The following is a 16,270-nucleotide window of genomic DNA, read 5'->3' as shown; positions in this document are numbered from 1 at the left end:
TTTCCAGCGAAAGGTAGCGGCCGCCGTCGTTGTTGGGTTTGTTGCCGCTGCCGGTCATGAACCGGTGGTGCGGATTTCCGCTCCGGGACCGGGAAAAACCAGGCCCTCCGAGCCGTTGGACCAGCGGACCAGGTACGGCGGCGCCCCGCCCTCGCCGCGGGTCTCCAGCACTTCACCCTCGCGTTCCGCGTCATCCACATGAGCTCCGTGGACCAGGATGCGGTCGCCGACTGATGCCTTCATTAGCCACCCTCCTTCAAGCGTGCCGACACCCCTAGTATCCGCCTCACCCGGCGGTGCTGTCTGCCCCCTGCGGAAGGCCGGCATCAACGGGAGGACGCCCGCCGAGCCTGCGGGTGATGTCCTTCGCAGCCAGCACACACGCTGATACCAGGACCTCAAGCTGGTCCTTGTCCACCCGGAAACGCGGCGCTGAAATCAGCACCGCGGCCGCCACATCCCCGCGGTGGTCATGCACGGGAACGGCGATTCCCACTTCCTCCTCCGAGGTTTCCCCGAAGTTGACTGCATAGCCGCGGCTGCGTACATCGCCAAGCCGGGTGAGATAGGCCCCCAGCCCCTTGCTGTCGGGGGAAGGGTGCTGGATTGTGCCGCTCCCGAGAAGCTGCCGCACACGGTCCTCCTCCTCGAGCGCGAGGAACACCTGGACGCTGGCGCTCAGCGCGGTGCCGTAACTGGTGCCGAGGGGAGAGGTGTGTTTGACGTTGCTCCTGCTGACCACCTGCTCCACCGAGATCGATTCCGTCTCGTTCCACAGCACCAGGGCGGCAGTCTCGCCCGTCTCCCGGCTCAGCTCCTGCAGCACGGGGTGCGCCACTTTCCGGACGTCGAGGTCCGCGAGCAGCGGCCCGGCGAGCGTGATGATTCCCAACCCGAGGCGGAAGCGCCGGGAGAGCGGGTCGCGTTCAACGATGTTCTCGTTTTCGAGTGTTGCAAGGATCCGCGAAACCGTACTCTTGTGCAGGCCCACCTGCACCGCGATTTCGGTCACTCCCTGCAGCGGCTCTTCGATGCTGAAGCACCGGAGTACGTCGATCACGTTGGAGATGACCGAGGCACCCTTGCTGTCCCTGGTTTCTGGTTGTGCTGTCATGATGTCTTTCATCATCCCCTATAGGGACTGGTTGGTTGCGAAACGCCGGCGGCGCCACCCCGCTGGGTGACGCCGTCGGCAGGATCCCGCACGCACTAGTTGAGATGGGCGCCGCGGTCGGAGGTTACCAGCTCGGGTGCCGGCGGTTCCTTCCCGTCCAGGGAGACGTCAAGGGCCGGTGGAGCTGGAGGAGCCGTTCTGATTGCGCCGCTCCGGAGCCGCTTGATGAAGTTGAGGACCATGATGATCAGGATGAACGCCAGCGGGAATGCGCCGATGATCGTGCCGGTCTGGACCGTTCCGATGACCGAGACCCCGCCGAGGACCAGAAGCGCTACGGTGACCGACGCGATCGCGCCCACCAGCAGCACGCGGAACCACTTGCTCGGGCTCTTGGCCGAGGCCACGAAGCCGGAGAGCGCGTGGACTCCGGAGTCCAGCGACGTGATGTAGTACGTGGCCACCAGAATGGTGGAGACCACCATCAGGACAGTCCCGACGACGGGCACAAAGTCGAGCATCGCGAACAGTCCGCTTTCGGTGCTCTCGGCAATCTGTCCTGAGATGGCGCCGCTGCTGGCGTTGTCGTAGAAGTGTGCTGCGCCGCCCAGGACGCCGATCCACACCATCACGATGACGGATGGGATGACGGTGACTCCCACAACGAACTCCCGGATGGTCCTGCCCCGTGAGATCCGGGCAATAAAGGGGCCCACGAAGGCGGAGAAGGCGATGACCCAGCACCAGATGAAGACCGTCCACCACCCATTCCAGCTGTCCTGCCAGCTGTCCATGCCGGCAGCCGCCACGTTGGACTCCGACCACAGGCTCATCGCCAGGAAGTTCTGGAAGTACACCCCGAAGGTCTGCAGCACGGAGGACAGCAGGTAGACCGCAGGGCCGAAGAGCAGGACAGCGCCGACCAGCACGATGCTGAGGATCGAGTTCAGCTCGCTGATGCGCTTCATGCCCTTGCTGATGCCGAAGTACACGGACACCGCGGTAAGGGCAGCGAACACCACGACGACGGTGATCCACACCGGCATACCGCCCGCGATGGGCGTGAAGGACGTGAGACCGAAAGTGAACTGGAGCGTGGCGAAGCCGAACGAGGTGGCCAGGCCGAGCACGCAGGCCAGGATGGCGAGAACCTCGACCACGATGCCGATGCTCCGGCGGGATTTCACCGGGAAGAAGTCAACAACGGCGTCCCGGAAGGTCAGCTTCTTGCCGAGGTTGTAGTGGGAGTATGCCAGGCAGATAGCGACGATGCAGTACATCGCCCATGCGGTCAATCCCCAGTGGAAGTAGGACCACGCCATGGAGCCGTCCTGGGCCACACCGGCGTCAGCACCGGTGAACAGCGGGCTCTCCTCCTTGAGCATGATCGGCTCGGCAACGGACCAGAAGATCAGCCCGATGCCCTGGCCACACGCGAACAGCATCGAGTACCAGGCGAACTTGCTGTAGTCCGGCCGGGCGCCTGCGCCGCCCAGCCGGACCCGGCCGTAACGGCCGAATGCGAGCCAGGCGCAGATTGCCAGCGCGAGGACGGAGAAGAGGACGAAGAACCAGGTGAAGTATTCGGTGACGAAGGTGCGGGCCGTGCCGATGGCTCCGGCCGCGGCGTCGGGTGCGGCGATGGTGCCGACGAGGATGGCCACCACGAGAACCGCAGCCAGCCACTTGATGGCCGTGTCATCCACAGCCCTCCGCTTTTTCTGGACCGGTGTCTCCACCGCTTCCCCGGTCTCGAGCGGGGCATCCTCGTTGGGCGCAGTGGTGGCCGCCCCTTGGTTGTTGGTGATCATCGTTGATCGCTCCTGAACTCATGGGAAATCGCGTCAGCCATGCTGCTCGATGCCCTTTTTAGTAGGATTTCTCCCTTGTCCGCAGAGGCGTTTGCGGCGGAGGACAGACATCCGGAGCCGGGAGTGAGCTCTGGACGGACGGGTAGGAGGTCATAGTTGGGCAGGACAGTCGGGGGGAAATCCTCGACCTGTTCCATATCGACCCGTTCGGGGTAGAGGTGCAGCATCAGTGATGTTTCAAGCACGCCGCCGTGCTCGACATCCCAGCCGCTGAATCCGTCGGGGTACAGTTCGCTGATTGTCGTGTCGTCGACGAAGTCCCAGTAGGAGAGCAGCATGACCCGGCGGTCGTCCAAGCCGGCCAGCTGCAGTTCGCGCACTGCCAGGTCCACGCCCTCGTACAGGAACTGGTAGTTCTCGAAGTGGCCGTTGACGAAGACAATCCGGCGCGCTCCGTGGCGTGCCAGTTCCAGCGTGAGGGACTTGGCGATGGCGGCGACGGTGGCGCCATCGAGGCTGGTGGTTCCCGGGAGATGGTTGCCGCCGCCCGAGCGCTGCTGGGATTTGTAGCCGTACATGATCGGTGCGGCAACAAGCGCACCGATCTGCTCCGCGACTGCCCCGGCCATGGCACGGGAGAGCAGGACGTCAACGTTCAGCGGCATGTGCGGGCCATGCTGCTCGATCGCGCCGGCGGGAATGAGGACAATTCCGTCCTCGGCGCTGATCTTCTTTGAGTAGGTAAAAGCGTCGAGTTCTTCCATATACACGCTGGTGCGCGTCATGTGCGTTCTCCTGCTGGGTGGGCGAAGTGTGGAAAGGAACGACGGCGGCGCCGGCACCGGAAGGGGGCGCCGCCGTCGTCATCACCGGCTCAGGCGTCGATGATGTTGTGCTCGGGGCCGAAGCCGAACTTGGTGATGTTCTCGGCTCCGTCCTCGCCGACCACGAGGATGTCGTGCTCGCGGTAGCCGCCGGCACCTGGTTCACCGTCAGCCACGGTGATCATGGGCTCCATGGAGACAACCATGCCGGGTTCGAGGACGGTGTCGATGTCCTCGCGGAGCTCCAGTCCCGCCTCGCGTCCATAGTAGTGGGAGAGGACACCGAACGAGTGGCCGTAGCCGAAGGTCCGGTTGGCGAGCAGCCCGTGGCTGATGAAGATCTCGTTGAGCTCTGCGGCGATGTCCTTGCACACGGCGCCGGGTTTGATGAGCTCGAGTCCGCGACGGTGTACCTCGACGTTGATGTTCCACAGTTCCAGGCTGCGCTCGTCCGGCTGGCCGAGGAACAGGGTGCGCTCCAGGGCGGTGTAGTAGCCGGAGGTCATCGGGAAGCAGTTCAGCGAGAGGATGTCGCCGCGCTGCAGCTTGCGGGTGGTTGCCCAGTTGTGGGCGCCGTCGGTGTTGAGGCCGGACTGGAACCATACCCAGGTGTCGCGGACCTCGCGGTGCGGGAAGGTGCGTGCGATCTCGTGGACCATGGCTTCGGTGCCGATCAGCGCGACCTCGTATTCGCTGATGCCCTCGCGGATTGCTGCCTTGATGGCCTCGCCGCCGAGGTCACCGATGCGGGCGCCGTGCTTGATGACCTCGATTTCCTCGGCGGACTTGATCATGCGCTGGCGCATGGCGTCCTGGGAAATGTCGAGCAGTTCGGCGCCGTCGAAGGCTGCCTGGATGCGCTGGCGGGTCATCAGCGGCAGGGCATCATCCTCGACGCCGAGACGCCGGGCGCTGACACCGCGCTGGCGCAAGGCTTCCTGCAGACCGAAGTAGAAGTTGTCCCGCTTCCAGTCCGTGTAGACGATGTTCTCGCCGTAGCTGGTGCGCCACGGCATGCCGGCGTCGATGTTGGCGGTTACGGTGACCGAGTCATCGGCGGTGACAACCAGTGCGTAGTTACGGCCGAACGTTGTGTATAGGAAGTCCGAGTAGTACTTGATGCCGTGGTAGCTGGTGAGAATGACGGCGTCGAGCTCTTTTGCGGCCATGATCCGGCGGAGGCCGGCAAGGCGGCGTTCGAATTCGGTGTCCGAGAAGGTGAGAGGCTGCTTGGATCCGTTGTGCAGGACCTTCAGGCGCTCAAGGTCGGCGACGCGGGTTGCAGGGGTGGTTGTGATCGTCATCTGATCTCCTAGGTAGGGGTTGTCAACAGTGGAGGAAGGTCTATTGGTGCCGCAGGGGCTCGCGGCTGGTTTCCCGAGACAGGGACACCGCGATGAGTGAGATGAAGGCTGCGCCTACGAGGTACCAGGCCGGCGCAAGGTCATTGGCGGTCAGCGCAATGAGGAGCGTGGCGACGTAGGGTGCAGTTCCGCCGAAAAGTGCGTTGGAGAGGTTGAAGCTGACGGCAAAGCCGCTGTACCGGACCCGGGTGGGGAACATTTCAGCCAGGAAGCTCGGGAGGGTCCCGTCATTCAGTGTGAGCATGGCGCCGAGCAGAATTTGGACCAGTACGATCACCAGGAAGTTGCCGGTATCCAGCAGCGCGAACGCGGGCACGGTCAGCACTATGAAGAGTACCGATGCGGTAATAAGTACCTTCTTGCGGCCAAAACGGTCCGAGAGCATTCCCGTAAGGAAGATGAAGCCGATGTACGTCACGAGTGCGATGGTGGTGGCGAAGTACGACTCCGCTGCACCCACGCCGAGCTCTGCAGAGAGGTAGGTAGGCATGTAGCTGAGGATCACGTAGAAACCGACGGCGTTGAGGAGTACAGCTCCCACAGCCTGCAGCAACTGGCGCCAGTGGTTCCTGAAGAGGCTTCGAACCGGTGCCTTGACGGCGTTGTCTTCAGCGGCGAGCTCGCGGAAGACCGGAGTGTCTTCAAGCTTGGTGCGGATATAGCGACCGATCAGGCCCATGGGAGCGGCGAGCAGGAAGGGGAGGCGCCAACCCCAGCTTTCCATCTGGTCCGAGCTGAGCACGCTTGTCATGAGGGTGACAAGCAGGGAGCCAAGCAGGAGTCCGGCGGCAGTACTTGCAGGTACCACAGCAGCGTAGAGTCCGCGCTTGTTGGCCGGCGCATACTCCACGAGGAAGGCCGAGGCGCCGGCATATTCACCCGAGGCCGAGAATCCCTGGATGATCCGGATGAAGAGGAGCAGCAGCGGTGCCCAGGCTCCAATGCTGGCATAGCTCGGAATCAGTGCAATGCAGAATGTCGCGGCGGACATGATGAGGATTGACAGGGAGAGTGCGTTCCGCCGTCCCACCTTGTCACCGATATGGCCCCAGACGAAGCCGCCCAGCGGGCGGACCAGGAAGGACACGGCGAAGAGGGCGAAGGTCTGCAGAAGAGCGGCCTGCGGGTCGGAGTCAGGGAAGAAAACGGCCGCGATGGTTGTGGCGAGGTAGCCGTACACCGCGTAGTCGAACCATTCGACAAAGTTGCCGATGAAGCTGGCGGCTACTACCCGCCGGCGGGTGTCTTTGCCTACTCCGGTTGGATGTACTCGTTCCTGTTCGCTGAGGGTCGGTCCTAGGGTAGGGGCGTCGTTGCCCGTCTTACCAGTCATGAAAACCACCAAGTTGTCGGAAGTTGCATTCAGCGCAACGTTGTTGCATCAGACTAGGTGTGGCGGGTGTCACTGTCAATAGCGGGATGGGACGGAACGTCTTATATGACGGGGGAGTGCGCGCAGGCAGACCTCGAATAAGGGTGTGCGCATGCGCTGAGGGCGGGCTTGGGCGCCCCTGCGGTGGTCCAGCCCTTCAGTCCCCCGGGTTTATTGCACGGGAGTGGTAACAGACCGCTTACGGCAGGGGCCGCGTTTACGGGAGGGCGCTGATGGTTTTTCCTCGAGCCCGTTTGCCCAGGTGAGTTCCGCATCAGGTCCGGTTGGGCCGCGAAATGTCGGGTTCCAGCCCACCTGTCCGAGCTCCTCAACCCTGCCCTACGGGAGCCTGAGCCGATCACCACAGCTTAGTTTTGATATATCAGTTATGGCATACCATAGACGCAGAGGGCCTTGTGTCAAGGTTCACCGTGTTCCGGGAGGGGGCTTCGAGGATGGCAAGCGTTGGCGAATTGGCAGTGGGGGGAGGAGATTCGTATGTGCCGACGAGGCAGGACGATGAATCCCTTGCCGACTACGCCTACCGGATTCTCTGCGACGAATTGATCGTGCTCGACATCAAGCCGGGTGAACCTCTCAACGATGAAGTCATCTCCAAACGCCTGGGCGTAGGGCGGACGCCGATCCGCGAGGCCATGAAACGGCTTGAGAGTGACCACCTCGTGGTCGCTTATCCGCGACGGGGTACATTCGCGGCGGGCGTGGATATCACTGACCTTGCCGAGATCTCAGAGATCCGCCAACTGCTGGAGCCTGCGGCAGCATCGCGGGCGGCCCGGATGGCATCGCCGCAGCTCAGACAGGAGCTGAAGGAATTTGCGCAGGAAGTTGCGCGCTGCCTGCCGGAAATGCAGTCGCAGAAGGATCTGATGCGACTGGATATGCGGGTGCACCGGACAATCTACCGGGCCACAGGAAGCCGCCACCTTGAGGATGTCCTCATCCGGTATGACAACTTGGCGACGAGAATCTGGAGTCTGGTGCTGGAGAAGCTTCCGCCTGTATCTGAGCATATTGCCCAGCACATCGAACTGCTCGAATGTATCGCCGAAGGGGACTCCGAGTCCGCAGTTCGACTGACAACCAAGCATGTCAGCGATTTCGAGGATCTGATCAGGGCTGTCCTGTAGCGCGAGAGCAAGGCACCAGCATCAGCTCAACCGGGGACGCCGGTTACCGGAACACGACTGTGCTGGTTTGATCCAGCAGCACGCGGTGTTCACAGTGCCAGCGGACGGCGCGCGAGAGTGCGAGGGCTTCTGCATCCCGGCCTACTGTCGAAAGGGTAGTGGGCCCGTAGGTGTGATCCACCCGGATAACTTCCTGCTCGATGATCGGTCCCTCATCCAGATCCGCCGTCACGTAGTGCGCGGTGGCCCCGACGAGCTTTACGCCGCGGTCGTAGGCCTGGTGGTAGGGCCGTGCGCCCTTGAAGCCCGGCAGGAACGAGTGGTGGATGTTGATCGCGCGGCCCTCCAGTGCCCGGCACAGGCCGTCGGAGAGCACCTGCATGTACCGGGCGAGGACCACGAGGTCGACGTCATGCTCGTCCACCAGTTCCAGCAGTCTCGCTTCGGCGTCTGCCTTTGTATTCGGAGTCACCGGAAGATAGACGAAGGGAAGGCCTGCCGCATCGGCCATGGCGCGGTGGGTTTCATGGTTCGAAACCACCAGGACGATGTCGCCGCCGAGGCTGCCTCCGCGCCAGCGGAAGATCAGGTCGTTCAGGCAGTGGCCGAACTTGGAAACCATGACCATGATGCGCTGCTTGGTTTCGTCGTGAAAGCTGAACTTCATGTCGAAGCGGTCAGCGATCGCGCTGAACTCCTTATTGAGCCTTTCGGGCGTGTAGTCGGGTGAACCGGAGAAGGCCGTGCGCAGATGCAGCGTCTGGCGGAGTCCGTCGTCGAACTGCTGGTGTTCGTCAATGTTGAACCCGCGCTCGAAGAGGAACGTGGTGACCGCCTGGACGATGCCGGCGCGCTCAACGCACGACAGCGTCAGAACAAACTTCCTCGTCTTTTCCTGCGTGCGGGCCTCGGGGGTGGGAAGGGTGGTGCTGGTAAATGAATCGGATGCCATGAGGGTCATGTCTTCTCCTCGAAATATATTTTTGCCGGGATACTAATATATTAGAGTCGCAATCAGCGTATACTGGTCGGAGGCCGGGGGCAATATGTCGCCACTCGGGTGGAAGTTGCCGCTGCCTCCCGGGCGGCGCGGGTAGCAACGGACGCGGCGAGGGAGCGGTTGCAGGCGATCATGCATGCTGTGGAGACCTTTGATATTGCCTCAGCGACTGCCGTCGAGACCCTGCAGCTGGACGCGCAGGTGCACCAGGGTATCTACGCAGCCGCAGCCAATCCTCATCTGGAAGATGTCCTGATCCGCTACGACAATCTTGCAACCCGCATCTGGTGCATGGTCCTGGACCGGCTTCCGGACCTTTCCCATCACGTGCACGAGCATGTGGATCTGCTGCGTGCCGTCATCGACGGTGATGAAGCAAAATCCGCCGAACTGGCCAGGGCCCACGTCATCGGTTTCGAGCATGCGATCCGCGAGGCTCTCTTCGCCGCCTGAGCCGGCTTTGCGCTGACGTGTTGACAGTCACAGCAAGTGCTAGCATACTTGAGTCACATAACTAATATATCAAGAGGATATTAGATACGGCTTAGGAGAAATGATGGTCGAAGTTCTGACTCGCTCGCTCGCGGAGACCGATCCCCGGATCCACGCCGCTGTGCAGCAGGAACTGCTGCGCCAGCAGGGCACCCTGGAGATGATCGCCTCCGAAAATTTTGCGCCGACTGCGGTCATGGAGGCGCAGGGCTCGGTCCTGACCAACAAGTATGCGGAGGGCTACCCCGGCAAGCGTTACTACGGCGGCTGCGAACACGTTGACGTGATCGAGCAGCTGGCCATCGACCGCCTGAAGTCACTGTTCGGTTCTGAATTCGCCAATGTGCAGCCCCACTCAGGCGCCCAGGCCAACGCAGCGGCAATGTTCGCCCTCATTCAGCCCGGAGATACCATCCTGGGACTGAACCTCGCGCACGGCGGACACCTCACCCATGGCATGCGCATCAACTTTTCCGGCAAGCTCTACAAGGTTGTTCCGTACGGGGTCCGCGAAGAGGACATGCTGATCGACATGGCGGAGGTGGAACGCCTGGCCGTTGAGAACAAACCGCAGCTGATTGTGGCCGGCTGGTCCGCATATTCCCGGCAGCTGGATTTTGCTGAGTTCCGTCGCATCGCCGACCTGGTTGGTGCGCTCCTGTTGGTAGACATGGCGCACTTCGCCGGACTGGTGGCAGCGGGCCTGCACCCCAGCCCCGTCCCGCACGCACATATTGTCACGAGCACCACGCACAAGACCCTCGGCGGGCCGCGTGGGGGAGTAATCCTCACCAATGACCCCGCCATCGCCAAGAAGGTGAACTCCGCAGTGTTCCCCGGCCAGCAGGGCGGCCCGCTGGAACATGTCATCGCCGGAAAGGCCGTCGCATTCAAGCTGGCAGCGCAGCCCGAGTTCAGGGAGCGCCAGGAGCGCACCCTGGAAGGTGCCCGGATCATCGCCCAGCGGCTTCTTGCCGATGACGTCGCCGAGTCCGGTGCCACCGTGGTCAGCGGCGGCACCGACGTCCACCTGGTCCTGGTGGACCTGCGCAACTCGGAGCTGGACGGGCAGCAGGGCGAAGACCGCCTGCACCGGATCGGCATCACGGTCAACCGCAACGCCGTGCCCTTCGACCCGCGTCCGCCGATGGTGTCCTCCGGTCTTCGCATCGGAACGCCGGCACTGGCCACGCGTGGGTTCGGCAAGGCGGAATTCACGGAGGTCGCTGACATCATCGCCGCGGCACTCAAGCGCGAGTTCGACGACGACACGGTGGCGGAACTTCGGCAGCGGGTTGAGATCCTGGCCGGGAAGTTCCCCCTCTACCCCAACCTTTCCTCCGACGCGACTGAGGTGGCATGATGGCTGATCTGCTTCCGGAGCACCCGGAATTCCTCTGGCACAACCCCGAGCCCAAGTCCTCCTATGATGCGGTCATCGTCGGCGGCGGCGGGCACGGCCTTGCCACGGCCTACTACCTGGCCAAAAACCATGGCATGACCAACATCGCCATCCTCGAGAAGGGCTGGCTGGCCGGCGGCAACATGGCCCGCAACACCACGATCATCCGTTCCAACTACCTCTGGGACGAGAGCGCGGCCATCTACGAGCAGGCCCTCAAGCTGTGGGAAATCCTGCCGGAGGAGCTCGAGTACGACTTCCTCTTCAGCCAGCGCGGGGTCATGAACCTCGCACACACCCTGGGTGATGTCCGGGAGAGCGTCCGGCGCGTCGGAGCGAACAAGCTCAACGGTGTGGACGCCGAATGGCTTGACCCCAAGCAGGTCAAGGAACTCTGCCCCATCCTGAACATCAATGACAACATCCGTTACCCCGTCATGGGTGCCACCTATCAGCCGCGGGCAGGCATCGCCAAGCACGATCATGTTGCCTGGGCGTTCGCGCGCAAGTGCGACGAACTCGGTGTGGACATCATCCAGAACTGCGAGGTCACCGGCTTCGTCAAGGACGGCAACCGGGTGGTGGGCGTCAAAACCAACCGGGGCACCATCAACACCGGGAAGGTGGGTCTGTGCGCCGCGGGGCACAGTTCGGTCCTGGCCGAAATGGCTGGCTTCCGCCTGCCTATCCAGTCCCACCCGCTCCAGGCGCTCGTATCCGAACTGCACGAGCCGGTCCACCCCACGGTGGTCATGTCCAACCACGTGCACGTCTACGTTTCGCAGGCGCACAAGGGCGAACTGGTGATGGGTGCCGGTGTGGACTCCTACAACGGTTACGGCCAGCGCGGCTCGTTCCACGTGATCGAGCACCAGATGGCTGCCGCCGTCGAACTCTTCCCGATCTTTGCCCGTGCCCACGTGCTACGGACCTGGGGCGGCATCGTGGACACCACCCTGGACGCGTCCCCAATCGTGGGCAACACCCCGGTGGAGAACATGTTCGTGAACTGCGGCTGGGGGACCGGCGGGTTCAAGGGAACACCGGCTGCGGGCCTCACCTTCGCCCACAACATCGCCACGGGCGCTCCGCACAGGCTGAACGAGCCGTTTGCGCTGGAACGCTTCGAAACCGGTGCACTGATCGACGAACACGGCGCTGCCGCCGTCGCCCACTAGCCGCCAGCGACTGACGCTCTCCAGAAAGAAGACGCACATGCTGCTCATCTCCTGCCCCAATTGCGGCTCGCGTGACGAGACCGAATTCCACTACGGTGGCCAGGCCCACGTTGCCTACCCGGAAAACCCCAATGAGCTGACCGACCGCGAGTGGGCCGAGTTCCTGTTTTACCGGGACAACACCAAGGGCTCCTTCGCCGAGCGCTGGCTGCACAGCACGGGCTGCCGTCAGTGGTTCAACATGCTTCGTGACACGGTGACCTACGACATCCAGGCCGTGTACCCGATGGGTACGCCCCGGCCGGATGCGGCCGGGCAGCGGACTGCCGATACCGGCACTGCCAGCACCGCCGCGGACAGCACAACCACCGGAAGCGCGGCGCCGAACATCTCCGGCACGAGCACCTCCGCCACCAGCATCTCCAGCACCCCAGCCCCGGAAGGAGCAACGAAGTGACTTCCCAGAACGCACGCCTCGCCGCCGGCGGACGCATCGACCGCACCATCTCCTGGCGTTTCACCGTGGACGGTGAGGAATTCACCGGTCATCCCGGAGACACCCTCGCCTCGGCCCTGATCGCCAACGGCCGCATCGCCGCCGGCAACTCGCTCTACGAGGACCGCCCCCGCGGCATCATGTCCGCCGGCGTGGAGGAATCCAACGCCATGGTCAAGGTAGAGCCGCGCTTCCCGGGCCACGTGGCGGAGTCCATGCTCCCCGCCACCACCGTCACTCTGGTGGACGGGCTGAGGGCAGAACTCCTCAACGGTCTGGGCAAGCTTGACCCGGAGGAAGACCACGCCGAGTACGACAAGAAGTACGTCCACACCGATGTCCTGGTGGTCGGCGGCGGCCCCGCAGGCCTGGCCGCGGCCCGGGAAGCCGTGCGGACCGGCGCCCGCGTCATGCTGCTGGACGACCAGCCCGAACTGGGAGGCTCCCTCCTGGCCGGCTCCACGGCACCGGACCTTGCCGAGACCATCGAAGGCAAGCCGGCCCTGGAGTGGGTGGCGGACGTGGAAGCCGAACTCGTCTCCGGCTCCGAGTCCACCGTCCTGAACCGCACCACGGCCTTCGGCGCCTATGACGCCAACTACGTCATCGCCGTCCAGAACCGCACCGATCACCTGTCCTCGCCTGCGCCGTCGGGAGTGTCCCGCCAGCGTATCTGGCACATCCGTGCGAGCCAGGTGGTACTGGCCCCCGGCGCCCACGAACGTCCGCTGGTGTTCGAGAACAACGACAGGCCCGGCGTCATGCTCGCCTCCGCCGTCCGCAGCTACCTCAACCGTTACGCCGTAGCCGCCGGGCAGCGCGTGGCCATCAGCACCACGAATGACAGCGCGTACGCCCTCGCCGCTGACCTGCGCGCCGCCGGCGTGAATGTCACCGCCGTCGTGGATGCCCGTCCGCAGCTCAGCGAGGTGGCGGCTGCCGCCGCGGACGCGGGCACACGGGTGCTGACCGGCAGCGCAGTGGCGAACACCTCTGCCGACAGCAGCGGCCGCCTGAACAGCGTGACCGTCCGCACCATTAACGACGACGGCGAACTCACCTCCGGCATCGAACAGGTCGCCTGCGATCTGCTCGCTGTTTCCGGCGGCTGGAGCCCGTTGGTGCACCTGCACTCCCAGCGGCAGGGCAAGCTGCGCTGGGACGACGAGCTGGCTGCCTTTGTGCCCAGCACGGTGGTGCCCAACCAGCAGATTATCGGCTCCGGACGGGGCTCATTCGGCACCGCAGACTGCCTGGCCGAGGGAATCAGCGCCGGCGCCTCGGCTGCGATTGCAGCGGGCTTCCAGTCCGCCGTCGAGCCGTCACCGCTGGCCGAACCGAAGGCGTCCGCCCCGACCCGGCAGCTGTGGCTGGTCCCCGGTGAGGCGGGAACCCCGGATGACTGGCACCACCATTTCGTGGACTTCCAGCGCGACCAGTCCGTGGCTGATGTGTTGCGCTCCACCGGAGCCGGCATGCGCTCGGTGGAGCATATCAAGCGCTACACCTCCATCAGCACCGCCAATGACCAGGGCAAGACCTCCGGCGTCAACGCGATCGGCGTCATCGCTGCCGCGCTGCGCACCGCCGGTGAGGCCTCCCGCGGCATCGGCGACATCGGCACCACCACCTACCGCGCACCGTTCACCCCGGTGGCCTTCGCGGCCTTGGCCGGACGCCAGCGCGGTGAGCTGTTCGACCCCGCCCGCAAGACGTCCATCCACCCCTGGCACGTCGCCCAGGGCGCTTTGTTCGAGGACGTGGGGCAGTGGAAGCGGCCCTGGTACTACCCGCAGGACGGGGAGGACATGGACGCGGCCGTGCTGCGTGAGTGCGCCGCCGTCCGCGAGTCCGTGGGCTTCATGGACGCCACGACCCTGGGGAAGATCGAGATCCGCGGCAAGGACGCCGGTGAGTTCCTGAACCGGATCTACACCAACGCGTTCAAGAAGCTCGCCCCGGGCTCGGCCCGTTACGGCGTCATGTGCCTGGCGGACGGCATGATCTTCGACGACGGCGTGACCCTGCGCCTGGACGAGGAAACCTACTTCATGACCACCACCACCGGCGGCGCCGCCAAGGTGCTGGACTGGCTGGAGGAATGGCTGCAGACCGAGTGGCCGGAGCTTGATGTGCACTGCACCTCGGTGACCGAACAGTGGAGCACGATTGCCGTCGTCGGGCCCAAATCCCGCGCGGTCCTTGCCAAGGTGGCACCGGAGCTGGCCGCAGACGGGGGACTGGAAGCCGAAGCGTTCCCGTTCATGACCTTCCGCGAGACGACGCTCGCCTCCGGTGTGCGCGCCCGGGTCTGCCGGATTTCGTTCTCCGGTGAACTTGCCTACGAGATCAACGTGCCGGCCTGGTACGGGCTCAACACGTGGGAAGCGGTCGCAGCCGCCGGTGCCGAATTCAATATCACCCCCTACGGCACCGAAACCATGCACGTGCTCCGCGCCGAGAAGGGCTACCCGATCGTGGGCCAGGACACGGACGGAACCGTCACCCCTCAGGATGCAGGGATGGAATGGATCGTCTCCAAGGCCAAGGACTTCATCGGCAAGCGCTCCTACTCCCGGGCCGACGCCCGGCGCGAGGACCGCAAGCACCTGGTCAGCGTTCTGCCCGTGGATGGGACGCTGCGGCTGCCGGAAGGAACCCAGCTCGTGGAGAAGGGGCGGTCTACCAACCCCGCCTACGGGCCGGTCCCGATGGAGGGCTTCGTCACCTCCAGTTACCACAGCGCGGCCCTGGGCAGGTCATTTGGCCTGGCACTGATCAAAAACGGCCGTAACCGCATCGGCGAAACCCTGGTGGCTGCCGCCGGTGACCAGCTCGTGGACGTGGTCGTCGCCGAAACCGTGCTTTTTGACCCCGAAGGGACCCGCAAAGATGGCTGAAACAGCAGCACCCGCAACCTCCTACGAGAAGAATCTCTCCCTCCGCGTCAGCCCGGCCGCCCAGCTCCGGGCGGACTTTGAAACCGGGTCTGTCCGCGGCGTGGCGGAACTGTCCGAAGTGGCCTTCCTGACCATGGTCGGCCTACGGGTCAACCGCGGCGGCGCTGCCGGAGAACGCATCGAAGCCGTCACCGGCGGCCTGCCCGCTGCGTGTGGCGACGTCAGCGGCCACGGGGACACGTCCGTGCTGTGGCTCGGGCCCGAAGAGTTCCTGGTGGTGGCGCCACGCGAAGCGCACGAGTCCCTCGGCGGCGACCTCATCCAGGCCCTCCGGGAGGCGCTCGGTGACGGTGCCGGCCAAGTGGTGGATCTCTCCGCCAACCGGACCACCTTCGAACTCAGGGGGCCACGGGCCCGGGCCGTGCTTGAGAAGGGATGTTCCCTGGACCTGCACCCGCGGTCGCTGTTGCCCGGCACTGCCCTGTCGACGGAGGTCGGTAACATCCCGGTGGTGCTGTGGAAGACCGGGAACGAGAGCTACCGCCTCTTCCCCCGCGCGTCCTTCGCCGATTATCTCGGCCGTTGGCTCCTCGACGCGATGCGGGAGTATGCCTCGCCTGAGGTTCCCTGAATGGCCCTGAGCGTCCTGGACCTGTTTTCCGTTGGCATCGGGCCGTCGTCGTCACACACGGTGGGCCCGATGCGGGCAGCGAAGCTGTTTGCCGACGGACTCAAAGGTGACGGACACCTGAGCTCCACCAGGCGGGTCCAGGCCGAGCTGTTCGGCTCCCTCGGTGCCACCGGAAGGGGCCACGGCTCGGACAAGGCCGTGGTCTTGGGCTTCAAGGGGCTGGACCCGGAAACCGTGGACACCTCTACCGCGGATGACGAGGTGGCCGCCGCTGCCCTCGACGCCGAACTGTGGGTGGGCGGTGACCACCGGGTGGACTTCAACTGGGACGAGGACGTGGTGCTGCACCGGCGCAAATCCCTCCCGGCACATCCCAACGGCATGACGTTCCGCGCGCTCGACCATGCCGGAGCTGTGCTGAGCGAACGAAGCTTCTATTCAATCGGCGGCGGATTCGTTGTTGACGGAGACGCCGAGGCCGGCGACAGGATAGTTGCCGACGCCACCGTCCTGCCGTACCCCTTCAACACGGCGG

The 16,270-nt window shown here is 64.3% G+C and carries 15 protein-coding genes; 8 read left to right on the top strand and 7 right to left on the bottom strand.

Going from position 1 to position 16,270, the window contains the following annotated elements; genetic code table 11:
• Positions 1-54: 54 nt before the first annotated feature.
• The 6 genes from X803_RS0107455 to X803_RS0107430 all read right to left on the bottom strand — a co-directional run bounded on the left by X803_RS0107455 (position 55) and on the right by X803_RS0107430 (position 6,446).
• Positions 55-243 (bottom strand): DUF1918 domain-containing protein, encoded by a 189-nt coding sequence (locus X803_RS0107455; RefSeq protein ID WP_026544655.1) that lies wholly within the window; start codon positions 241-243, stop codon positions 55-57.
• A 43-nt stretch (positions 244-286) separates the two neighbouring features.
• A complete protein-coding gene (locus tag X803_RS18500; RefSeq protein WP_084033519.1) occupies positions 287-1,114 on the bottom strand; it encodes an IclR family transcriptional regulator in 828 nt (275 codons plus the stop codon).
• A 95-nt stretch (positions 1,115-1,209) separates the two neighbouring features.
• On the bottom strand, positions 1,210-2,925 hold the full coding sequence (locus X803_RS18495) for a BCCT family transporter (RefSeq protein ID WP_084033517.1): 1,716 nt from the start codon (positions 2,923-2,925) through the stop codon (positions 1,210-1,212).
• The gene (locus X803_RS0107440; RefSeq protein ID WP_026544654.1) at positions 2,922-3,710 is read right to left on the bottom strand and encodes a creatininase; all 789 of its coding nucleotides are present in this window, start codon (positions 3,708-3,710) and stop codon (positions 2,922-2,924) included. Before X803_RS0107440 ends, X803_RS18495 begins: the two co-directional genes overlap by 4 nt.
• Positions 3,711-3,799: 89 nt before the next feature.
• The gene (locus X803_RS0107435; RefSeq protein ID WP_026544653.1) at positions 3,800-5,053 is read right to left on the bottom strand and encodes a M24 family metallopeptidase; all 1,254 of its coding nucleotides are present in this window, start codon (positions 5,051-5,053) and stop codon (positions 3,800-3,802) included.
• A 40-nt stretch (positions 5,054-5,093) separates the two neighbouring features.
• On the bottom strand, positions 5,094-6,446 hold the full coding sequence (locus X803_RS0107430) for an MFS transporter (protein ID WP_026544652.1): 1,353 nt from the start codon (positions 6,444-6,446) through the stop codon (positions 5,094-5,096).
• 539 nt (positions 6,447-6,985) lie between these two features.
• Here X803_RS0107430 and X803_RS0107425 point away from each other — a divergent pair.
• A complete protein-coding gene (locus X803_RS0107425) occupies positions 6,986-7,636 on the top strand; it encodes a GntR family transcriptional regulator (protein WP_026544651.1) in 651 nt (216 codons plus the stop codon).
• A gap of 43 nt (positions 7,637-7,679) precedes the next feature.
• Here X803_RS0107425 and purU read toward each other — a convergent pair whose 3' ends face one another.
• Positions 7,680-8,597 (bottom strand): formyltetrahydrofolate deformylase, encoded by a 918-nt coding sequence (purU, locus tag X803_RS0107420; RefSeq protein ID WP_026544650.1) that lies wholly within the window; start codon positions 8,595-8,597, stop codon positions 7,680-7,682.
• A gap of 99 nt (positions 8,598-8,696) precedes the next feature.
• On the opposite strand from purU, the gene X803_RS18490 reads away from it, so the two are divergent.
• From X803_RS18490 to X803_RS18485, 7 genes are all read left to right on the top strand, one after another.
• The gene (locus X803_RS18490; protein ID WP_253907410.1) at positions 8,697-9,089 is read left to right on the top strand and encodes an FCD domain-containing protein; all 393 of its coding nucleotides are present in this window, start codon (positions 8,697-8,699) and stop codon (positions 9,087-9,089) included.
• Between the two features lie 103 nt (positions 9,090-9,192).
• On the top strand, positions 9,193-10,491 hold the full coding sequence (gene glyA, locus X803_RS0107410; protein ID WP_026544649.1) for a serine hydroxymethyltransferase: 1,299 nt from the start codon (positions 9,193-9,195) through the stop codon (positions 10,489-10,491).
• The gene (locus X803_RS0107405) at positions 10,491-11,708 is read left to right on the top strand and encodes a sarcosine oxidase subunit beta family protein (protein WP_216699043.1); all 1,218 of its coding nucleotides are present in this window, start codon (positions 10,491-10,493) and stop codon (positions 11,706-11,708) included. Before glyA ends, X803_RS0107405 begins: the two co-directional genes overlap by 1 nt.
• 37 nt (positions 11,709-11,745) lie before the next feature.
• A complete protein-coding gene (locus X803_RS0107400; RefSeq protein WP_026544647.1) occupies positions 11,746-12,165 on the top strand; it encodes a sarcosine oxidase subunit delta in 420 nt (139 codons plus the stop codon).
• Entirely contained in the window at positions 12,162-15,104 is a 2,943-nt protein-coding gene (locus tag X803_RS0107395) for a sarcosine oxidase subunit alpha family protein (RefSeq protein ID WP_026544646.1), read from the top strand. Before X803_RS0107400 ends, X803_RS0107395 begins: the two co-directional genes overlap by 4 nt.
• Entirely contained in the window at positions 15,097-15,735 is a 639-nt protein-coding gene (locus X803_RS0107390; RefSeq protein ID WP_026544645.1) for a sarcosine oxidase subunit gamma, read from the top strand. The genes X803_RS0107395 and X803_RS0107390 overlap by 8 nt, the downstream gene beginning before the upstream one ends.
• Positions 15,736-16,270 (top strand): serine dehydratase beta chain (locus tag X803_RS18485; protein ID WP_035778191.1); only part of this gene is annotated, 535 nt, incomplete at its 3' end.

The organism is Arthrobacter sp. 35/47 (assembly GCF_000520475.1).
Lineage (GTDB): Bacteria > Actinomycetota > Actinomycetes > Actinomycetales > Micrococcaceae > Arthrobacter_D > Arthrobacter_D subterraneus.
This window is presented reverse-complemented; position numbering and strand designations above follow the sequence as displayed.